The following is a 19,926-nucleotide window of genomic DNA, read 5'->3' on the forward strand; positions in this document are numbered from 1 at the left end:
GTCGGCGGTCGAGGCTACCGCAGGGACCCTGCGCGCTCGGCCGGCAACGCGGGTCAGACCACGGACAACGGCAGGAGCGTCTGGCCGGTCGGCCCGACCTGGATCTCGGTGCCCATCTCGGGGCAGACGCCGCAGTCGTAGCACGGCGTCCAGCGGCAGTCCTCGATCTCGATGTCGGCGCCCTCGGCGGCCGCGAGGGCGTCCTCCCAGTCACCCCACAGCCAGTCCTTGTCGAGGCCGGAGTCGAGGTGCTCCCAGGGCAGCACCTCGTCGTAGCCGCGCTCGCGGGTGGTGTACCAGTCGACGTCGACGCCGGTGCCGGCCAGCGCCTTGTCGGCCGACTCCATCCAGCGGTCGTAGGAGAAGTGCTCGCTCCAGCCGTCGAAGCGACCGCCGTCGCGCCAGACCTCCTCGATGACCCGGCCCACGCGGCGGTCGCCGCGCGAGAGCAGGCCCTCGACGATGCCGGGCTTGCCGTCGTGGTAGCGGAAGCCGATCGCCCGGGCGTACTTCTTGTCCTGGCGGACGACCTCGCGCAGGAGGCGGAGCCGCTCGTCGGTCGCCTCGTGGTCGAGCTGCGCGGCCCACTGGAAGGGGGTGTGCGGCTTCGGCACGAAGCCGCCGATGGAGACGGTGCAGCGGATGTCGTTGCGGCCGGTGACCTCACGGCCCTTGGCGATGACCCGCTTGGCGAGGTCGGCGACCTGGAGCACGTCCTCGTCGGTCTCGGTGGGGAGACCGACCATGAAGTAGAGCTTCACCTGGCGCCAGCCGTGGGAGTACGCCGTCGCGACGGTGCGGATCAGGTCCTCCTCGCTGACCATCTTGTTGATCACCTTGCGCATCCGCTCCGAGCCGCCCTCCGGGGCGAAGGTCAGGCCCGAGCGGCGGCCGTTGCGGGAGAACTCGTTGGCGAGGGTGATGTTGAAGGCGTCGACGCGCGTGCTGGGCAGGGACAGCGAGACGTTGGAGCCCTCGTAGCGGTCGGCGAGCCCCTTGGCGACGTCGCCGATCTCGGTGTGGTCGGCGCTCGACAGCGAGAGCAGGCCGACCTCCTCGAAACCGGACTTGCGGATGCCGTTCTCGACCATGTCGCCGATCGTCTTGATCGAGCGCTCGCGCACCGGGCGGGTGATCATGCCGGCCTGGCAGAAGCGGCAGCCGCGGGTGCAGCCGCGGAAGATCTCGACGGAGAACCGCTCGTGCACCGTCTCGGCGAGCGGCACGAGCGGGTTGGCCGGGTAGGGCCACTGGTCGAGGTCCATCAGCGTGTGCTTGCGGACGCGGAACGGGATGCCGGGCCGGTTGGGCACGACGGCCTCGATGACGCCGTCCGGGGCGTAGGCGACGTCGTAGAAGTGCGGGACGTAGATGTTGCCCGTGACCGCGAGCCGGCGCAGCAGCTCGTCACGACCACCGGGACGGTCCTCGGCCTTCCACTCGCGCACCACCTCCGAGATCGCGAGCACGACCTCCTCGCCGTCGCCGAGCACGGCGGCGTCGATGAAGTCGGCGATCGGCTCGGGGTTGAAGGCGGCGTGGCCGCCGGCGATGACGACCGGGTCGTCCTCACCGCGGTCGACCGCGTGGAGCGGGATCCCGGCGAGGTCGAGGGCGTTGAGCATGTTGGTGTAGCCGAGCTCGGTGGAGAAGCTGAGGCCGAAGAGGTCGAAGGCACCGACGGGTCGGTGGCTGTCCACGGTGAACTGCGGGATCCGGCCCTGCTCGTCGCCGGTGCGCATCACCTGCTCCATGTCGGGCCACACCGAGTAGGTGCGCTCGGCGAGGATCCAGTCGCGCTCGTTGAGCACCTCGTAGAGGATCTGCACGCCCTGGTTGGGCAGGCCGACCTCGTAGGCGTCGGGATACATCAGGGCCCAGCGCACGGTCGGGCCGCCGGCCTCCGACGACGCGGCGCAGTCCCAGTCCTTGACGACCGAGTTCAGCTCGCCGCCGACGTACTGGATGGGCTTCTGCACCGACGGGAGCTTGGCCTCCAGGCGCGGGAACACCGACGCGACGGACATGTCTGCGAACACCTCGATCTGTGGTGGCTGGCACTGCGGGGGGATGCGGGGAAGGTTGGCCCGATGGGCGATCATCAAGGTTACGTCGCCGCGCCCGGACGGGCCTAACCACGGACGAGCGACGGCCGGACGAGCACGCGACACGGAGGGGGGCCGATGGGGCGGCGCGAGGAGTGGCTGCGCATCGGCGCGGTCGTGGTGATCGTGGCGATCCTGGCCCTCCTGTTCCTCCGCGACAACAGCCCGGAGGAGCGCACCTCCACCCCCGACCGGTCCGACGTCACGCCGAGCGACCCGGTCGTCGTCGAGCCGAGCCAGGATCCGACCGACGCCGAGACCGTGCCGTCCCCGCCCGCCGGGCTCGAGGACCTGGTCTGCCAGCAGTTCCGCCAGCCGCTGCGGCTGCGGCTGCTGTCGTTCAACACCCACCGCTCCACCGGCACGGTCAACGCGATCGCCGAGGAGATCCTCGAGATCGACCCGGACATCGTGCTGCTGCAGGAGGTCGACCGGAAGATGCTGCGGACCGGGTCGGTCGACCAGGCCGAGGTGCTCGCCGACGCCGTCGGCATGGACGGCTCGTTCAGCTCCAACCTGGTGCGCGGCTCCGGCCAGTACGGCACGCTCATCCTCAGCAAGTACGACGTCGTGCAGCAGGGCCGGATCCCGCTCGTGCGCAACCCGCGCTCGGAGGCCCGCGGCCTGCAGTGGGTGACCATCGACGTCGACGGTCGCCCGGTGCGCGTCTACAACACCCACCTCGACGCGACCCGTCCCGCCGTACGCCTCGCGCAGGCGCAGCAGGTCGCCGACGTGCTGGCCGACGACGACCTCCCGGTCGTGCTCGGCGGCGACCTCAACGCCTGGCCCGCCTCCGCGGCGGTCGCCACGATCGGCCGCCAGCTCACCGACACGTGGACCACCTCCGGCGTCGGGCGCGAGGACACCAGCCGCGGCGGCCGGAAGATCGACTACCTCTTCGTCCGTGGCCTCAAGCCCTTGGTCAGCCAGGTCGCACCCTCGGGCGCCTCCGACCACAACCGGCTCTGGGCCGACGTCCGGCTCACGGCTCCCGACACCTGTGGCGAGGACTCGGGCAAGGACTCGGGCGAGGGCTAGCGCCGTGGGGCCGTGGAGCGCAGGTGGATGTTCTGCAGCAGGCCGAGGGCGAGCATGCCGGCGAAGAGCGAGCTGCCGCCGTAGGAGACGAAGGGCAGCGGGACGCCGGTGACCGGCATGATGCCGAGGCACATGCCGATGTTCTGGAAGGCCTGGAAGCCGAACCAGCAGGCGATGCCCGCCGCGGCGACCCGGCCGAAGAGGTCGCCCGCCTGCGCGGAGATGGTGAGCGACCGCCAGATCACGACGGCGAGCAGCAGGATGAGGATGCCCGCGCCCACCAGGCCGAGCTCCTCGCCGGCGACGGTGAAGATGAAGTCGGTGTGCTGCTCCGGGACGAAGCCGGACCGGGTCTGCGAGCCCTCGAAGAGGCCCTGGCCGAAGAGGCCGCCGTTGCCGACGGCGATGCGCGCCTGCTCGACGTTGTAGCCGGCGCCGCGGGGGTCGAGGTCGGGGTTGGTGAAGGCGAGGAACCGGTCGACCTGGTAGGGCTTGAGCACGCCACCCACGACCGCGACCGTCGCTCCGACGACCGCGCCGACGGTCAGCCCGGCGAGCCAGAGCCGGCCGGCACCGGCCACCGCGAGGACGCCGAACACGGTGGCCGAGAGCACGAGCATGGTGCCGAGGTCGGGCTGCAGCAGGATCAGTGCCGCGGGGACGCCCGCGATGGCAAGCATGGCGACCACCTCGAGGCTCCGGACGGTGCGGCCCCAGCGGCGTTCGGTGCGCTCGGCGACGACGAGCGCCATGCCGATCACGACGGCGAGCTTGGCGAACTCCGACGGCTGGATCGACATCCCTCCTATCTGGAGCCACGAGCGCGAGCCGTTGATCGTGCTGCCGGCGACGAGCACCATCACGAGGCCGCCGACGCTGGCGACGTAGGCCAGTGGGGCCAGGATCCGCACCCACCGGTGGTCGGTGGCCATGACCGCGACCATCAGCACCAGGCCGATGGCGACGTTGACCAGCTGCTTGCGGAGGTAGGCGTTGGCGTCGCCGCCGGTGAGGTCGGCGCGGGTCGAGGTGGCCGACCACACGAGCAGCGTGCCGAGCGCGACCAGGGCGAGCGACGCAGCCATCAGCAGCCAGTCGAGTCCCGGCGCCCGGAGGGTGCTGGCGCTTTGGCCCGGGCGTGACGGGCGGGCCTGCAGGATCGTCATGGCGTCACTCCCCCACGGCCGGCGGCATGATCGAGCCGTCATTCAGGAACTGCGGCAGCCTGGTCGGCGGGACGGTGCCGGGCGTCGCGGCCCGGGCGGGGCTGACCGCCTCGCCGTCGACGCCGTACAACGCTTCCCAGATCGCCCGGATGCCGTCACCCGTCGAGCCGGAGCCGGTGCCGGCCTGGCTGATCATCATCACCACGACGTAGTCCTTGGTGTAGGAGGCCACCCAGCCGGTCGACTGCTTGCCGTAGACCTCGGCCGAGCCGGTCTTGGAGCGGACGGTGACCTGGTCGAGCGGGAAGCCGCCCATCTTCCAGGCCATGGTTCCCTCGCGCGTCACGCCCTGGAGGGCGGAGTCGATGAAGTCGAGGTACTTCTGCGGCACGTCGACCTGGGCGACCTTCCTCGGCGCGATCCGGCGCAGCACCTTGCCCTCGGGGCTGACGATCGCCTTGGCGACGGTCGGCGCGTAGAGCGTGCCGCCGTTGCTGAGGGCGGCGTAGGCGCGGGCGAGCTGGAGCGGGGTGACGATCGTGTCGCCCTGGCCGATCGAGAAGTTCACCGCGTCGCCGGCGCGGTAGAGGTTGCCCTCGAGGCAGAACTCGCGGGCGAAGCGGTAGACGAAGTCGCTCGTCGAGTCGTCCTGCGGCTTGCTGCTCAGGTCGCAGTAATAGTCCTTCTGCGACTCGTAGTAGGCCTGCTTCCACTTCCGGTCGGCGATCCGGCCGGGCGCCTCGCCGGGCAGGTCGATGCCCGTGCGCGAGCCGAAGCCGAACTTCTTGGCGATCGCGACGAGCGGGTCCTTGGCGTCGACATCGGCCGGGTCGCTCCCGAAGCGCTGCCAGAAGTTGAAGCCGATCCGGTAGAAGAACGTGTTGCACGAGACCTCGAGCGCGCGGACGAAGCCGATGTTGCCCTCGGCCGCCGACTCGTGGTTCTTGAAGACGCGGTTGCCGACCTGGAAGCCCGACGAGCAGGGCAGGACGGTGTCCATCGGGTAGCCGTTGGTCAGGGCGCCGGCGGTCATGAACGGCTTCCACGTCGAGCCGGGCGCGAACTGGCCCTGCGTGGCCCGCGAGAGCAGCGGGGTGCCGGCGTCCTCGGAGTAGAGGCGCTGCAGCTGCTTCTCGCTGATGCCGCCGGTCCAGACGTCGGGGTCGTACGTCGGCTGGCTGGCCATCGCGACGACCCGGCCGGTCCTCGCGTCGAGGACCACCGCGGCGCCGGAGTCGGCCTCGAAGTTGCGGCCGGTCACCGGGTCGAGGGTGGCGCGCTGGGTCGCGATGCGCTCGGCGAGCTGCTTCTCGACCACCGACTGGACCTTGGCGTCGATCGAGGTGACGAGGGTGTCGCCGGGGGTGCTCTCGACGGTGGAGTCGTCACCGAGCACGCGGCCCATCGAGTCGACCGCCACGCGGCGGTAGCCGGGCAGCCCGCGCAGCCACTCGTCGTACTGCTTCTCCACGCCGGCGCGACCGACGACGGAGGCGCCGTTGAGGGACTCGTCGTCCTTCTCGACGGCGAGGTCGTACTCGTCCTCGGTGACCGGGCTGAGGTAGCCGAGCACGTGGGCGAGGTTGATGCCGAAGGGGCGCGGGTAGGACCGCACGCTCTGCTGCTCGGCCACGACACCGGGGTAGTCCTCGGGCTGCTCGAGCACCCGCAGCGCGACGTCCTTGGAGACGTCGGAGGCGACCGGGACGGGCTGGTAGGGCGAACCGTTCCAGCAGACGTCCTTGACGCTGCCGGGGTCGCCGCAGGTCACCAGGCTCGCCTCGACGTCGGCGGGCTTCTCGTCGACCACGACGGCGACGCGGCGGATGAGCTCGGTGCGTGAGTCGGCGTCGAGCTTGCCGAGGAGGGTGCGGTCGACCGAGATCACCCACGAGGTGCGGTTGGCCACGAGCGGGCGACCCTGGCTGTCGAGGATCAGGCCGCGCTGCGGCTGCACGACGATGTCGCGGACCGACTGGTTGGCGGCCTGCGCCTGGTAGGCGTCGCCGCCGATGACCTGGAGGTAGTAGAGGCGGACGAAGAGCGTGGCGAAGAGCGAGAACGCGAGGACCTGCACGACGACGAGGCGGAGCCGGCTCTTCTGGGCGAAGGGGCTCACGAGGTGGCCCACTGCGGGCTCAGGCGCGTGAAGAGCTTCATCAGCGGCGGCAGCACGAACGGGGTCAGCAGCACGTCCCAGACGACGGCGACCAGGACCACCTCGAGGAGGCCGGAGATCGACATCGTCGGGTCCCGGAGCAGCACCCCGCTGAGTGCGAAGAGCGAGGTGGCCACGAACGACGCGGCGGCCACGGTGCCGACGACCGCGAGCGCGCTCGGCTTCTGGTCCTGCCGCACGCGGGCGGCGAGGAACGCGGCGATGGTGAGCGCGAGCGCCCAGCGGCCGGCGATGTGGTCGGCCGGTGGGGCGAGGTCGAGGGTCAGGCCGGCGACGAACCCGAGGACGAGCGCGAAGGGCGCCTCCACGGTGAGTGCGGCCGCCACCACGACGAGGAGCGCGAGGTTGGGCACGATGCCGTGCCACGCGACGTGCGGGAAGAGCGAGACCTGGAGCACGGTCGCCACGACGACGGCGCCGAGCGCGGCGAGCCAGCGGAGGTGGCTCATCGCAGGCTCCCGTCCGCCTCGACGATCGCCCGGTCGCTCGCCGAGCCGCTCGGCACCATCACGCCGACGACGTCGAGCGCGGAGAAGTCGACGAACGGCTTCACGACCGCGCGCTGCGAGGCCTCGCGCACCGAGCTGTAGACCTCGGTGATCGTGCCGATCGGCACACCCGGCGCGTAGGGACCGGTGGTGCTCCCCCACGTGACGACCGTGTCGTCGCGGGCGGGCACCGAGGCGTCGTCCACGAGCCGGAGGTCGAGCGCGGCGTCGGAGGTGAGCGAGCCGCTGCCGGTGACGAAGCCGATCTCCATGCTGGAGCCGACCCGCCCGCCGACAGTGGAGTCGGGGTCGATGATCAGCAGCACGGTGGCCGTGCTGCGGGTGACCCGCAGGACCCGGCCGACCAGGCCGTCGTCGTTGACGACCGTCATGTCCGGGCCGACCCCGGCGTCGGAGCCGGCGTCGATGGTCACGGTGAAGCTCTGCGACTGCCGCGAGCCGATCGCGACCACGCGGGCCGGGACGAGGGCGGACCCGAGGTCCTCGGCGGCGCTCGTGAGTCCGTCGTACTGCTCCAGGCGGTTGCGGTCGAAGCCGGCGAGCTCCACCTGGTTCTTCAGCTCGGCGTTGCTCGCCTCGAGGTCGCGGACCTGGTCGCGCAGGTCGCCCTTTGAGCGGAACCAGGCCGGCACGGCGGTGAAGGGGCGCACGGCGGCATCGGCGGCCGCCTCGGCCGGGCCGAACGCCTCCCCGACGGCACGGCGTACGGGCTCCAGCGGGGAGCTGCCGCCGCCGGACACGTCGAGGGTGATGAAGGTGATGCTGGCCAGGACCAGCGCCACGAGCAGCGAGCGCGGCGGGCGGTTGCGCTGCTCGAGCCGCTCGAGGCCGGTCCAGCGACGCTCGCGCCCGGCCTGGGGTGAGAAGCCCCGCATCAGAAGCGCCTCACGTCCGAGACGAGCACCTGCTGGAGGGCCTCGAACTCCTCCACGCACTTGCCGGCGCCGTAGGCGACCGACGACAGCGGGTCGTCGGCGACGTGGACCGGCATCCCGGTCTCGTGGCGCAGCCGCTCGTCGAGCCCGCGAAGCATCGCGCCTCCGCCGGTGAGGACGATGCCGCGGTCCATGATGTCGCCGGCCAGCTCGGGCGGGGTCTGGTCGAGGGTGGTGCGCACGGCGTCGATGATGCTGTGGATCGGCTCCTCGATCGCCTGGCGCAGCTCGGAGCTCGACACCACCACGGTGCGCGGGAGGCCGGAGACCATGTCGCGGCCGCGGATCTCGGCGTCCGGCTCGCTCGGGAGCGGGAAGGCCGACCCGAGCGACATCTTCATCTCCTCGGCGGTGCGCTCCCCCAGCATCAGGGAGTACTCCTTCTTCATCCACGCGATGATCGACTGGTCGATCTTGTCGCCGGCGGTCCGCACGGACAGGCTCGTGACGATGCCGCCGAGGCTGATCACGGCGACCTCGGTGGTGCCGCCGCCGACGTCGACGACCATGTTGCCGGTGGCCTCGTGGACGGGCAGCCCGGCGCCGATCGCGGCGGCCATCGGCTCCTCGACGATGTAGACCCGGCGGGCGCCGGCCTGGTAGCCGGCCTCCTTGACCGCGCGCTGCTCGACCGCGGTGATGCCGCTCGGCACGCAGATCACCATGCGCGGCTTGGCGAAGTAGCGTCGGCGGTGCACCTGGTGGATGAAGTAGCGCAGCATCTGCTCGGTCGCCTCGAAGTCGGCGATCACGCCGTCCTTGAGCGGCCGGATGGCGGCGATGTTGTCGGGTGTGCGCCCGATCATCCGCTTGGCCTCGTGGCCGACGGCGAGCACCTCGCCGTTGGTGGTGTTCATCGCGACGACCGACGGCTCGTCGAGCACGACTCCCTTCCCGCGGACATAGACCAGCGTGTTGGCGGTGCCGAGGTCCACGGCCATGTCGCGGCCGATGAAGCCCCCTGTGATGCTGTTCAGTGCCATTGCCGCTGCTGCCCTTGCAGGTCGGGTCGTACCGGGGAAGGTGGGTCAGCGGTGCTGCCGACCCACGCTCAGGTTAGGTACGTCCCTGCTTCGTTTCCGGCAGGACACGCGCGGGGCTGGTGGGGCTGGGGTGAAAGATGCGGCGGCGGGTCTTCCTCTTGGTTTCCCCGCTTCTGCGGTGAATCCCAAACTTCTGGGGGTTTGTACGCCCCTTGAAGTTCCGGTTTCACCGCAGAGGCGGGGAAACCAAATTGAGTCAGAGCGATGGGAACCAGATCCCGATCTCGCGCGCGGCGGACTCCTCGGAGTCGGAGCCGTGGACGAGGTTCTGCTGGACGGCGAGGCCCCAGTCGCGACCGAGGTCGCCGCGAATGGTGCCGGGCGCGGCGGTGGTCGGGTCGGTGGCGCCGGCGAGGGAGCGGAAGCCCTCGATGCAGCGCTGGCCCTCGATCACGACGGCGAGGACCGGACCGGAGAGCATGAACTCCACGAGCGGGGCGTAGAACGGCTTGCCCTCGTGCTCGGCGTAGTGGGCGGCGAGGATCTCCTCGGTGGCCTCGCGCAGCTCGACGGCCACGAGCGTGTAGCCCTTGGCCTCGATCCGGCGGAGGATCTCGCCCGAGAGGCCGCGGCGCACGCCGTCGGGCTTGACGAGGACGAGGGAACGCTGGACGTCGGTCATGCGCGCAGCCTAGCCAGCGGTGACCGGGCTCACTCCTGCTGGTCCCCCGGCTGGTCCGCCCGGGGGTCCCTGTCCTGCTCGGCCAGCGCGGCCTGCTCGGCGTGGTACGCCGCCCACGCGGCGGCCTTCTCGCGCTCGATCTTGCGACCGAGGACGTCCGCCCCCGCCCAGAGCGCGGCGAAGACGGCGCCGAGGCCGAACATGACCGGCACCACGAAGCCCAGCGCGATCGCGGCGACCTGGACGACGTACCCGGCCGCGTAGGCCCACTCGGCGCGCAGCGCTCCGGCCAGGACGATGCAGACCAGGGCCAGCCCGAGGCCGACGCCGAGGGCGGTGCCGGTGTCGACGTCGGCGATGGTGATCATCACCGGCGTGGTGAGGCCGAGCGTGATCGCCTCGAGGGTCAGGACCGCAGCCGCCATGCCCCGCCGCGGCGAGCGCTCGGGGGTGGCGACGGCAGTGGCGGGTCCGACGGCCCCGTCGCTCCCGTCGCTCATCGGCGGGCCTTCAGGAGCGCGCGGGCCTCGCCGACGGTGACCACCGACCCGGTGACCAGGACAGCGCCGGAGCCGATGGACACGTCGATCGCCTCGCCGGCCTCGGCGAGGGTGGCGCCCCGCTCGATGGCCTCGCCCAGGTCGGGCACGACGCTGACGCGGTCCTCGCCGAAGATCTCGACGGCCACGCGCCCGAGGGCGGCGGCGGACATCGAGCGCGGCGTGGAGTTCTGGGTGCAGACCAGGTAGGCGAGGTGCGGCTCCAGCGCGGCCAGCACGCCCTCGTAGTCCTTGTCCTCCATCACGCCCATCACACCGACGAGCGGGCTGAACGAGAAGGAGTCCTCGAGCGCCTCGCCGAGCGCCTCGGCGCCGTGGGGGTTGTGCGCCGCGTCCAGCACGATCGTGGGGCTGCGCCGGATGATCTCGAGGCGGCCGGGCGAGGTGACCTCGGCGAACGCTGACCGGACGAGGTCGGCGTCGAGCTCGCCGGAGCCGAACGCCTCGACCGCGGCCAGCGCGAGCGAGGCGTTCTGCGCCTGGTGGGCGCCGTAGAGCGGCAGGAAGATGTCGTCGTAGTGCCCGCGGAGCCCCTGGAGCGAGATGACCTGACCCCCCACGGCGGGGGTGCGGTGCACCACGCCGAACTCGACTCCCTCGCGCGCGATCGTCGCGCCGACCTCGGTCGCGCGCGCGAGCAGCACGGCGGCGACCTCGGGGGTCTGCTCGGCCAGCACGGCGACCGATCCGGGCTTGATGATCCCGGACTTCTCGACCGCGATCGTCGCGGGATCCGCGCCGAGGTACTTCTCGTGGTCGACGGCGATCGGGAGCACGACGGCGACGTCGGCGTCGATCACGTTGGTCGCGTCCCACGCGCCGCCCATCCCCACCTCGACGACCGCGACGTCGACGGGGGCGTCGGCGAAGGCGGCGTAGGCCATCCCGACGATGGTCTCGAAGAAGCTCAGCGGGTGGTCCTGCTCTGCGTCGACGAGGTGCGTGTAGGGCGCCACGTCGTTGAACGCGCGGACGAACGTCTCGTCGTCGAGCGGCTCGCCGTCGATGCTGATCCGCTCGCTCATCTTCTCCAGGTGCGGGGAGGTGAAGCGGCCGGTGCGCAGGTCGAGCGCGCGCAGCAGGGTCTCGACCATCCGGCTGGTGCTGGTCTTGCCGTTGGTGCCGGTCAGGTGGATCGACCGGAAGGAGCGCTGCGGCTCGCCGAGCAGCTCGGTGAACGCCTCGATCCGGTCGAGGCTGGGCTCGAGCTTGGTCTCCGGCCAGCGGGAGAGCAGGGCGTCCTCGACCTCGGCGAAGGTCTGGGCGAGGCGGGGTGCGTCGGGGGTCTCAGTCATCTCGTGCCGAGTCTATGGGCCGCGGGTCAGCAGGAGACGATCCGCCGCCAGGGCTTCACGACCTCCAGCGACCTCCCGTCGAGCGGGCGGGCCCGGAACTGGTCGATCGCGTCCTCCCAGCGCGGGTCGGCGGTGCCGGTGACGTACATCGAGGAGCCCTGGTCGGCGTAGACCAGGCCGTACCGCTTCATCGCCACCACGATCGCCCTGGCCGCCCCGGTGTAGCCCTTCGTGGGGAACGACCTCCTGAGCCGGAAGCGCATGCCGTACGCCGGCAGGTTCCGCGCGGTGTTGCCGCTGGGGCCGCAGTGGCGGGCCGGCCAGGTGTAGGCGCTGCGGGCGCTCGGCAGGGTGAAGCGGAGCGCGTGGGTGATCCGGCCGGAGGCCGCCTCGTCGTAGGAGAGCAGCCCGGGCAGGATCGGCAGCCCGGCCGCGTCGGCGGACGTCCACCCCGCCGGCCGCAGCCGGGTGGAGGAGAGGTCCCAGCGGGCGGCGGACGCGGCCCGCCAGGCGACCACGTCGCCAGCCGCGTCGCGCACCCGCTCGGCGGCGTAGAGCTCGATGAGGTCGCAGGTGCCGCGCCGCACGGTCAGCACGTGACGGTCGCCCTCGGCCGGGTCGGGGTCGCGCGTGCTGCCGCCCTCGATGAGCGCGTCGGCCGGCACGAAGACCGGGCCGCGGTCGCTCTCGTCGCGGTAGTCCTCGCCGCCGACGCCGAACTGCAGCGGCAGCAGCGGCTGTTCCTCGTCGACGACGTTGACCGGGATGCCGTAGTACTCCTCGGTCGTGCCGAGGTCGAGGTGCAGCTCGTGCCCGGCCGCCTGCGTGCCGACGATCGCCTGCGAGTGCCTCCACACCGGCCGCTGGTCGACCCGCTGGTTCCACGGGCTGCTCGCCGGGAACAGCTCGCACCCGCCGACCGCGTGCACCGGCGCCCGGCGCTCGGGTGCCTCCCCGGCGAGGACCGGCGACGACGCCGTGGCCGTCACGACGAGGGACAGGGTGAGGGCCGCGAACCTGCGCATCTGCCGAGGCTAGGGCTTCGCGGGGTCGGTGACGAGGTGCTCGGCCATGTCGACGACCGGCTCGTAGCCGAGGCCGGCATAGATCTTGTTCGACGTCGGGTTGGCGATGTCGGTGAACAGGCACATCCGGTGCCCGGCCTCGAGCCCGCGGCGGGTGAGCTCGCCGACGACGTACGACGCGATGCCGCGGCCACGGTGCTCGCGGGGCGTGAAGACCGGCCCGATCCGCCCGACGCCGAAGGACGGTAGCCCGGACCCGGTCAGGTGCGCGACCGTGCCGTCCGGGAGCTCCCACAGCCACTCGACGCCCTCGCGGATCCGGACCAGGACGCTGTCGAGGGTGTTGTGCTCGCCCGAGCCCGGGTCCGGCTCGCGGCCGGCCTGCTCGTCGGCCTCCTCGTGGAAGGAGGTGAACCACGCGAGGACCAGCTCCGCGTCGTCCTCGGTGGCGAGGCGGAGCCGACCCTCCGGAGCGGGCGGGACCACGGCGGTCGTGCACTCCCAGAGCCGGGTCGCCTTGTCGGTCACCAGCTCGCCGCCGCCGAGCTCGGCGGTCGTCCGGGCGAGGACCTCCGCACCCGGCAGCGCGCCGTTGGCGCCGCCGAGGTGCTCGCCACGCTCGTGCACCGCGGTGGCGAGCAGCCGCGCGGCCGCCTCGGGCATCGGCATCGAGAAGGACGGGTACGGCCGGAACGGTGCGGTCCGCATCGCGGCGCTGACCGGCGTACCGGCGCCGTCGCGGACCACCACCCACCAGCGTTCGAAGGGTGCGTCGACGTCCGCCCACGAGTCGATGCCGTCGGCGATCTCGCGCGCGGTGCGTTCGCTGACGCTGGCGATCACGCTGCCCAGCACGGGCTCGGCCGCGAGCACCTCACCGGCCTGGTCGAGGAAGGACTGCGGGGCGTCGAAGAACTCCAGCGTGTAGGCCTCTGTCATGTCGTCACGCTAGGTCGCGCAGCGCGCACCTCGATACTCGTTTTCGCAGGCAGGAGGCCCATCAATAGACTTCACGGCATGACTGAGAACCCCAGCACCCCGACCACGGATACGACGAGCACCGAGCCGCGTGCCGTCGTCGTACCCGAGCGTCCGGCGCTGGAGGGGCTGGAGGACAAGTGGTCGCAGGCGTGGGCCGCGAACGACACCTACGCCTTCGACCGCACGCAGCCGCGGGAGAACGTCTACTCGATCGACACTCCCCCGCCGACCGTCAGCGGCTCGCTGCACGTCGGCCACGTCTACTCCTACAGCCACACCGACCTGATCGCGCGCTACCAGCGCATGCAGGGCAAGGCCGTCTTCTACCCGATTGGCTGGGACGACAACGGCCTGCCGACCGAGCGTCGCGTCCAGAACTACTTCGGCGTCCGCTGCGACCCCGCCCTGCCCTACGACGCCGACTTCACCCCGCCGGAGAAGCCGGACCCGAAGAAGCAGGTCCCGATCAGCCGGCCCAACTTCATCGAGCTGTGCGAGCAGCTCGTCGTCGAGGACGAGAAGGCCTTCGAGGCGCTGTGGCGCCAGCTCGGCCTGTCGGTCCAGTGGAACCCGACCTACACGACGATCGGCGACCACTCGCGCACCGTCAGCCAGCGCGCCTTCCTGCGCAACTTCGCCCGCGGCGAGGCGTACCTCTCCGAGGCACCGACCCTCTGGGACGTCACCTTCCAGACCGCGGTCGCGCAGGCCGAGCTCGAGGCGCGCGACTACCCGGGCGCCTACCACCGCGTCGCGTTCCACCAGGCCGACGGCTCCCCGATCCACATCGAGACGACCCGTCCGGAGCTGATCCCGAGCGTCGTCGCGCTCATCGCGCACCCCGACGACGAGCGCTACCAGGGCGTCTTCGGCACCACGGTCACCTCGCCGGTCTTCGGCGTCGAGATCCCGGTGCTCGCCCACCCCGCCGCCGAGCCCGACAAGGGCGCCGGCATCGCCATGTGCTGCACGTTCGGTGACCTCACCGACGTCATGTGGTGGCGCGAGCTCGACCTGCCCGTCCGCACGGTCGTCGGCCGCGACGGGCGGCTCACCCGCGAGACGCCCGAGTGGCTCGCGGCCGACGCCGCCTCGACGGCCTACGCCGAGCTGGCCGGCAAGACGACCTTCTCCGCCCGCGAGGCGATGGTCGCCCTGCTCCGCGAGTCCGGCGACCTCGACGGCGAGCCCACGGCGACGCAGCGCATGGCGAACTTCTACGAGAAGGGCGACAAGCCCCTCGAGATCATCGCCACGCGCCAGTGGTACATCAAGAACGGCGGCCGCGACGCGGCGCTGCGCAAGGAGATGCTCGTCCGCGGCGAGGAGATCACCTGGATCCCCGCCCACATGAAGCACCGCTACGACAACTGGGTCGGCGGCCTCAACGGCGACTGGCTGATCTCGCGCCAGCGGTTCTTCGGCATCCCGTTCCCGGTCTGGTACCCGCTCGACGCCGACGGCGAGCCCGACCACGCCCACCCGCTGATGCCGACCGAGGACCAGCTCCCGATCGACCCGTCGACGCAGGCGCCGCAGGGCTACACCGAGGACCAGCGGGGCAAGCCCGGCGGCTTCATCGGCGACCCCGACGTGATGGACACGTGGGCGACCTCCTCGCTCACCCCGCAGATCGCGGGCCAGTGGGGCGTCGACGACGACCTCTTCTCCCGGGTCTTCCCGTTCGACCTCGCCACCCAGGCGCACGACATCATCCGCACCTGGCTGTTCTCCCGCGTCGTCCGCGCCGACTTCGAGCACCAGGTCGTGCCGTGGTCGCACGCGATGATCTCCGGGTTCATCGTCGACCCCGACCGCAAGAAGATGTCGAAGTCCAAGGGCAACGTCGTCGTCCCGACCGACATCCTCGACAAGTACGGCGCCGACGCCGTCCGCTGGCGTGCCGCGATCGGCCGTCCCGGCATGGACTCGCCCTTCGACGAGTCGCAGATGAAGGTCGGCCGCCGCCTGGCGATGAAGGTCCTCAACGCCTCGAAGTTCGTCCTCGGCAACGTCGGCGCCACCGAGCTCAGCCCGGCCGCGGTCAGCGCCCCGGTGGACTGCGCCCTGCTCGGCAGCCTCGAGGTCGTGGTCCGCAAGGCCACCGAGGCGTTCGACGCCTACGACTACACGACCGCGCTCGAGGTCACCGAGAAGTTCTTCTGGGAGTTCTGCGACGACTACCTCGAGCTGGTCAAGGAGCGTGCGTACGACACCGACGGCGGCGCCGGCACCGACTCGGCCCGCGCCACGCTCGCGATCGCGCTCCACGTCCAGCTCCGGCTGCTCGCGCCGTTCCTCCCCTACGCGACCGAAGAGGTCTGGTCGTGGTGGCAGGACGGCTCGATCCACCACAGCCCGTGGCCGACCGCGGCCGACCTCGGCTCCGCGGCCGCGTCGCAGCCGCTCGTCCTCGACGCCGTCGCCGCCGCCCTCACCGGCATCCGCGGCGCCAAGTCGCAGGCGAAGGCCAAGATGCGCGCCCCGCTCTCCCGCGTGGTGATCACCGGCCCGACCCTGCTCGTCGAGGGTGCCCAGCAGGCCTCCGACGACCTCCGCGCCGTCGGCACCATCGTCGGCGACCTCGAGTTCGTCGCCGACGACCAGGCCAGGGAGCTCTCGGTCACCGCCGAGCTCGCGCCCACCGAGGACTGACGCCCGCCGGAACCCCCTCGCGCCCCCGGAGCGGTTCGTGAGGGGGTTCTTGCACACCGGAACGCCCCTCAGCCACCGCTCGCGAGCGCGCCGGCCTACTCAGGCGGCGGGCGGAGGGCGGGCCGGCGGGCGGGCGGGCGGGCGGGCGGTGAGTGAGCCACATGTCGCACGGCGGGAAGGTGGTTCACGCACCGCCCACGCGGCGAGTCGGGTACGACACGCGGGCCGGCGGTGTCGTACCCACGTCGGAGCGGCCAGGAATGTGGCTCACTCACCGCTCGAGCAGCGGGGGTACGGCGTCGGGCGCGCCACTGACCGCCGTCGACACTGGCCCCCACGCCCGGGTCGACGACGGTCTGCAGCCGCGCTCAGCTTGCGCCGAAGGCGAAGACCATCAGCACGACGCAGAGGAGTGCCACGAGCGCGAACCCGACGAAGGGTCGCTTCGAGCCACTGCCCATTGGTTCCGCCCACATGACAACTAGACGGGCCACTCACCCGGGCATGACGTGACTTCCGGAACTTTCTCCAGAAGTTGTCTGGACCGGGTCAGGCGGACTTCTTCTTGCGGCCCTCGGCCTCGCGCGGGATGAGGGTCGGGGCGACGTCGTCCTCGACGACCTCGCGGGTCACGATCACCTTGGCGACGTCGCCACGGGAGGGCACGTCGTACATCACGTAGAGCAGGACCTCTTCGATGATCGCGCGCAGGCCGCGGGCACCGGTGCCACGCTCGAGGGCCGCGTCGGCGATCGAGTCGATCGCGTCGGGGGTGAACTCGAGCTCGACGCCGTCGAGGTCGAAGAGCTTCTGGTACTGCTTGACCAGCGCGTTGCGCGGCTCGGTGAGGATCTGCACGAGCGCCTCGCGGTCGAGCTTGCTCACGCTCGCGATGAGCGGGAGTCGACCGATGAACTCGGGGATCAGGCCGAACTTGGTGAGGTCCTCCGGGCGGACCTGGGCGAGCAGGTCGTCGGCCTCGCGCTCGGCGGCGCCGCGGACCTCGGCGGTGAAGCCGAGGGACTTCTTGCCGACGCGCTGCTCGATGATCTGCTCGAGCCCGGCGAAGGCACCACCCACGATGAACAGGATGTTGGTGGTGTCGATCTGGATGAACTCCTGGTGGGGGTGCTTGCGACCACCCTGCGGGGGCACCGACGCGGTCGTGCCCTCCAGCATCTTGAGCAGCGCCTGCTGGACGCCCTCGCCGGAGACGTCGCGCGTGATCGAGGGGTTCTCCGCCTTGCGGGCCACCTTGTCGATCTCGTCGATGTAGATGATGCCGGTCTCGGCCTTCTTGACGTCGTAGTCGGCGGCCTGGATGAGCTTGAGGAGGATGTTCTCCACGTCCTCGCCGACGTAGCCGGCCTCGGTGAGCGCGGTGGCGTCGGCGATCGCGAACGGGACGTTGAGCATCCGGGCGAGGGTCTGGGCGAGGTAGGTCTTGCCGCAGCCGGTCGGGCCGATCACCAAGATGTTGGACTTGGCGACCTCGACGACGTCGTCCTTGGCCTTGCCGCTGACGGGCTGGAGGCCGGCCTGGACGCGCTTGTAGTGGTTGTAGACCGCCACGGCGAGCGACTTCTTCGCGTGCTCCTGGCCGATGACGTAGGAGTTGAGGAACTCGAAGATCTCACGGGGCTTGGGCAGCTCCTCGAGGCTGACCTCGGAGCCCTCGGCGAGCTCCTCCTCGATGATCTCGTTGCACAGCTCGATGCACTCGTCGCAGATGTAGACGTTGGGGCCAGCAATGAGCTTCTTGACCTGCTTCTGGCTCTTTCCGCAGAAGTTGCACTTGAGCAGGTCGCCGCCGTCACCGATTCGTGCCACGAGTCGTGTCCTCCAGTCTTGCCGGGCGAGGGTCCCGGTATCTCACAACGGGCCTCACGACGGTACCCCGTGCCGGCCCCGGGTGGGGGCCGGACACGGGATGTCGCGAGACTTGATGGTCATGCGGAGCGGTCCGGTCCTCAGACGAGGGCCGGCACGCCCTTACGGGACTCGATCACGGCGTCGATGAGGCCGTAGTCGACTGCCTGCTGCGCGGTGAGGATCTTGTCGCGCTCGATGTCGGCGCTGACCTCCTCGACCGTCTTGCCGCTCGAGTCGGCGATCATCTGCTCGAGGAGCTCGCGCATGCGCAGGATCTCGTTGGCCTGGATCTCGATGTCGGAGGTCTGGCCGAACGTGCCCTCGGTGTAGGGCTGGTGGATCAGGATGCGGCTGTTGGGCAGCGCCATCCGCTTTCCCTTGGCGCCGGCGCCCAGCAGGATCGCGGCCGCGGAGGCGGCCTGGCCCAGGCACACGGTCTGCACGTCGGGCTTGATGAACCGCATCGTGTCGTAGATCGCGGTCAGCGCCGTGAACGAGCCGCCGGGGCTGTTGATGTAGATGCTGATGTCGGTGTCGGGGTTCATCGTCTCCAGGCACATCAGCTGGGCGATGACCGCGTTGGCCACGTCGTCGCTGATCGGGGTGCCGAGGTAGATGATCCGCTCCTCGAAGAGCTTCGCGTAGGGGTCGATCCGACGGAAGCCGTAGGAGGTGCGCTCTTCCCACTGCGGGATGTAGTAGTTCATGTGTCAGTCCTCCTGCTTCGATCCGGCCTGTCGGGCCGGGCGACCTTCGTCAGCGGCCTCGCGGGCGCTCGTGATGACCTTGTCGACCAGGCCGTACTCGAGGGCCTGGTCGGCGGTGAACCAGCGGTCGCGGTCGGCGTCGGTCACGACCTGCTCGACCGTCTGGCCGGTGTGCTCGGCGATGAGGTCGAGCAGCACCTTCTTGATGTGCAGCGACTGCTGCGCCTGGATCTTGATGTCGGAGGCGGAGCCGCCCATGCCGGACGAGGGCTGGTGCATCATGATCCGCGCGTGGGGCAGGGCGTAGCGCTTGCCCTTCGTGCCGGCGCAGAGCAGGAACTGGCCCATCGAGGCCGCCAGGCCCATGCCGACGGTCGCCACGTCGTTGGGGATGTAGTTCATCGTGTCGTAGATCGCCATGCCGGCGTCCACGGAGCCACCGGGGCTGTTGATGTGGAGGAAGATGTCGGCCTCCGGGTCCTCGGCGGAGAGCAGCAGGAGCTGGGCGCAGATCGCGTTGGCGTTCTGGTCGCGCACCTCCGAGCCGAGGAAGACGATGCGCTCACGGAGGAGGCGCTGGTAGATGTGGTCGTCGAGGCCATACATCCCACCGGCGCCGTTCATCTCGGGCGAGAGGGCTGGGCTGGAGTTCTGGTTCACGCTGGCGACACTAGCCGGAAGGTCGGACACATCCACGCGCAAACCCACCCTGTTCGCCCACAGCGGATTCGCGGGCGGGAGCGGGACGAGTCGGCGTACGACCGCTGCCGCCGGGTCGCGGCTCAGCCGAGGGCGACCTGCTCGAGCACCTCGCGGAACACCCGGTAGCGCTCGACCCCGACCCGCGCGACCCACGCCTCGTCGCAGGCGGCGAGCACGGCGTTCGACCGGTCCAGCGCCTGCTGCCCCGCCGCCGTGAGGCGTACGACCTTGGCGCGCGCGTCGTGCTCGGCGACCGTGACCTCGGCCATCCCGAGCGCGGCGAGCTGGCGCACGAACTGGCCGCAACCCTGGGTGGTCATGTCGACGCACTCGGCGAGCTCGCTGATGGTGATGCCCTCCGGCGGCAGCCACTCCAGCACCCGCAGCTGCGAGGGGCGCAGCTCGGGGGCGTCCTCGGCGAGCCGAGCGCGGAGCTGGTCGAAGACCATGCCCATCAGCATCGGAAGGTGCGGCTCGGCGGCCGGGAGCCTCTTGACACCAGTCATGAAAGCAACTTACCTTTTCGGAT

The 19,926-nt window shown here is 70.9% G+C and carries 17 protein-coding genes; 2 read left to right on the plus strand and 15 right to left on the minus strand.

Annotated elements, in window-relative coordinates:
- Positions 1-53: 53 nt before the first annotated feature.
- Complete coding sequence (locus BLV76_RS00575) at positions 54-2,027, minus strand: TIGR03960 family B12-binding radical SAM protein (protein WP_090967392.1); 1,974 nt, start codon at positions 2,025-2,027, stop codon at positions 54-56.
- Positions 2,028-2,183: 156 nt separating this feature from the next.
- Here BLV76_RS00575 and BLV76_RS00580 point away from each other — a divergent pair, with 156 nt between their 5' ends.
- Positions 2,184-3,146, plus strand: coding sequence for an endonuclease/exonuclease/phosphatase family protein (locus tag BLV76_RS00580; protein ID WP_090967393.1), 963 nt, complete (start codon positions 2,184-2,186; stop codon positions 3,144-3,146).
- Here BLV76_RS00580 and rodA read toward each other — a convergent pair.
- The 10 genes from rodA to BLV76_RS00630 form a co-directional block, all read right to left on the minus strand.
- On the minus strand, positions 3,143-4,312 hold the full coding sequence (gene rodA, locus BLV76_RS00585; protein ID WP_090967394.1) for a rod shape-determining protein RodA: 1,170 nt from the start codon (positions 4,310-4,312) through the stop codon (positions 3,143-3,145). The two genes, BLV76_RS00580 and rodA, sit on opposite strands and share 4 nt — an antisense overlap.
- Positions 4,313-4,316: 4 nt before the next feature.
- Positions 4,317-6,431, minus strand: a complete 2,115-nt coding sequence (gene mrdA / locus BLV76_RS00590) for a penicillin-binding protein 2 (RefSeq protein WP_090972133.1) — start codon at positions 6,429-6,431, stop codon at positions 4,317-4,319.
- Positions 6,428-6,940 carry a rod shape-determining protein MreD gene (mreD, locus tag BLV76_RS00595; protein ID WP_090967395.1) on the minus strand — a complete coding sequence of 171 codons (513 nt, stop codon included), beginning with the start codon at positions 6,938-6,940 and terminating at the stop codon, positions 6,428-6,430. Before mreD ends, mrdA begins: the two co-directional genes overlap by 4 nt.
- A complete protein-coding gene (gene mreC, locus BLV76_RS00600; protein WP_090967396.1) occupies positions 6,937-7,875 on the minus strand; it encodes a rod shape-determining protein MreC in 939 nt (312 codons plus the stop codon). The genes mreD and mreC overlap by 4 nt, the downstream gene beginning before the upstream one ends.
- Entirely contained in the window at positions 7,875-8,918 is a 1,044-nt protein-coding gene (locus BLV76_RS00605; protein ID WP_175539505.1) for a rod shape-determining protein, read from the minus strand. The genes mreC and BLV76_RS00605 overlap by 1 nt, the downstream gene beginning before the upstream one ends.
- Before the next feature lie 256 nt (positions 8,919-9,174).
- On the minus strand, positions 9,175-9,600 hold the full coding sequence (ndk, locus tag BLV76_RS00610; RefSeq protein ID WP_090967397.1) for a nucleoside-diphosphate kinase: 426 nt from the start codon (positions 9,598-9,600) through the stop codon (positions 9,175-9,177).
- A 29-nt stretch (positions 9,601-9,629) separates the two neighbouring features.
- On the minus strand, positions 9,630-10,100 hold the full coding sequence (locus tag BLV76_RS00615) for a DUF4233 domain-containing protein (RefSeq protein ID WP_245734478.1): 471 nt from the start codon (positions 10,098-10,100) through the stop codon (positions 9,630-9,632).
- Positions 10,097-11,455, minus strand: a complete 1,359-nt coding sequence (locus tag BLV76_RS00620) for a bifunctional folylpolyglutamate synthase/dihydrofolate synthase (protein WP_090967398.1) — start codon at positions 11,453-11,455, stop codon at positions 10,097-10,099. Before BLV76_RS00620 ends, BLV76_RS00615 begins: the two co-directional genes overlap by 4 nt.
- Before the next feature lie 26 nt (positions 11,456-11,481).
- Positions 11,482-12,480 carry a hypothetical protein gene (locus BLV76_RS00625; RefSeq protein ID WP_090967399.1) on the minus strand — a complete coding sequence of 333 codons (999 nt, stop codon included), beginning with the start codon at positions 12,478-12,480 and terminating at the stop codon, positions 11,482-11,484.
- A 9-nt stretch (positions 12,481-12,489) separates the two neighbouring features.
- Entirely contained in the window at positions 12,490-13,419 is a 930-nt protein-coding gene (locus BLV76_RS00630) for a GNAT family N-acetyltransferase (RefSeq protein WP_090967400.1), read from the minus strand.
- A gap of 78 nt (positions 13,420-13,497) precedes the next feature.
- Between BLV76_RS00630 and valS the strand changes: the two genes are divergently transcribed.
- Positions 13,498-16,116 (plus strand): valine--tRNA ligase, encoded by a 2,619-nt coding sequence (valS, locus tag BLV76_RS00635; RefSeq protein WP_090967401.1) that lies wholly within the window; start codon positions 13,498-13,500, stop codon positions 16,114-16,116.
- A gap of 549 nt (positions 16,117-16,665) precedes the next feature.
- Here the strand turns inward: valS and clpX are convergent.
- The 4 genes from clpX to BLV76_RS00655 all read right to left on the minus strand — a co-directional run bounded on the left by clpX (position 16,666) and on the right by BLV76_RS00655 (position 19,903).
- Positions 16,666-17,946: an ATP-dependent Clp protease ATP-binding subunit ClpX gene (gene clpX, locus BLV76_RS00640; protein ID WP_090967402.1), complete on the minus strand. Its 1,281-nt coding sequence runs from the start codon at positions 17,944-17,946 to the stop codon at positions 16,666-16,668.
- Between the two features lie 140 nt (positions 17,947-18,086).
- Positions 18,087-18,695, minus strand: coding sequence for an ATP-dependent Clp protease proteolytic subunit (locus BLV76_RS00645; protein WP_090967403.1), 609 nt, complete (start codon positions 18,693-18,695; stop codon positions 18,087-18,089).
- Between the two features lie 3 nt (positions 18,696-18,698).
- Positions 18,699-19,319: an ATP-dependent Clp protease proteolytic subunit gene (locus BLV76_RS00650; RefSeq protein WP_090972139.1), complete on the minus strand. Its 621-nt coding sequence runs from the start codon at positions 19,317-19,319 to the stop codon at positions 18,699-18,701.
- Between the two features lie 158 nt (positions 19,320-19,477).
- The gene (locus BLV76_RS00655) at positions 19,478-19,903 is read right to left on the minus strand and encodes a MarR family winged helix-turn-helix transcriptional regulator (protein ID WP_090967404.1); all 426 of its coding nucleotides are present in this window, start codon (positions 19,901-19,903) and stop codon (positions 19,478-19,480) included.
- Between the last annotated feature and the right edge of the window lie 23 nt (positions 19,904-19,926).

Source organism: Nocardioides exalbidus (assembly GCF_900105585.1).
Taxonomy (GTDB): domain Bacteria; phylum Actinomycetota; class Actinomycetes; order Propionibacteriales; family Nocardioidaceae; genus Nocardioides; species Nocardioides exalbidus.

What these genes read in the sequence shown, in the direction of transcription:
- BLV76_RS00580 (WP_090967393.1), top strand. Translation starts at nt 2,184, where the DNA reads ATGGGGCGGCGCGAGGAGTGGCTGCGCATCGGCGCGGTCGTGGTGATC.
- BLV76_RS00615 (WP_245734478.1), bottom strand. Translation starts at nt 10,100, where the DNA reads ATGAGCGACGGGAGCGACGGGGCCGTCGGACCCGCCACTGCCGTCGCC.
- BLV76_RS00630 (WP_090967400.1), bottom strand. Translation starts at nt 13,419, where the DNA reads ATGACAGAGGCCTACACGCTGGAGTTCTTCGACGCCCCGCAGTCCTTC.
- rodA (WP_090967394.1), bottom strand. Translation starts at nt 4,312, where the DNA reads ATGACGATCCTGCAGGCCCGCCCGTCACGCCCGGGCCAAAGCGCCAGC.
- BLV76_RS00605 (WP_175539505.1), bottom strand. Translation starts at nt 8,918, where the DNA reads ATGGCACTGAACAGCATCACAGGGGGCTTCATCGGCCGCGACATGGCC.
- BLV76_RS00645 (WP_090967403.1), bottom strand. Translation starts at nt 18,695, where the DNA reads ATGAACTACTACATCCCGCAGTGGGAAGAGCGCACCTCCTACGGCTTC.
- BLV76_RS00650 (WP_090972139.1), bottom strand. Translation starts at nt 19,319, where the DNA reads ATGAACGGCGCCGGTGGGATGTATGGCCTCGACGACCACATCTACCAG.
- BLV76_RS00625 (WP_090967399.1), bottom strand. Translation starts at nt 12,480, where the DNA reads ATGCGCAGGTTCGCGGCCCTCACCCTGTCCCTCGTCGTGACGGCCACG.
- mreD (WP_090967395.1), bottom strand. Translation starts at nt 6,940, where the DNA reads ATGAGCCACCTCCGCTGGCTCGCCGCGCTCGGCGCCGTCGTCGTGGCG.
- BLV76_RS00575 (WP_090967392.1), bottom strand. Translation starts at nt 2,027, where the DNA reads ATGTCCGTCGCGTCGGTGTTCCCGCGCCTGGAGGCCAAGCTCCCGTCG.
- ndk (WP_090967397.1), bottom strand. Translation starts at nt 9,600, where the DNA reads ATGACCGACGTCCAGCGTTCCCTCGTCCTCGTCAAGCCCGACGGCGTG.
- BLV76_RS00655 (WP_090967404.1), bottom strand. Translation starts at nt 19,903, where the DNA reads ATGACTGGTGTCAAGAGGCTCCCGGCCGCCGAGCCGCACCTTCCGATG.
- mreC (WP_090967396.1), bottom strand. Translation starts at nt 7,875, where the DNA reads ATGCGGGGCTTCTCACCCCAGGCCGGGCGCGAGCGTCGCTGGACCGGC.
- BLV76_RS00620 (WP_090967398.1), bottom strand. Translation starts at nt 11,455, where the DNA reads ATGACTGAGACCCCCGACGCACCCCGCCTCGCCCAGACCTTCGCCGAG.
- valS (WP_090967401.1), top strand. Translation starts at nt 13,498, where the DNA reads ATGACTGAGAACCCCAGCACCCCGACCACGGATACGACGAGCACCGAG.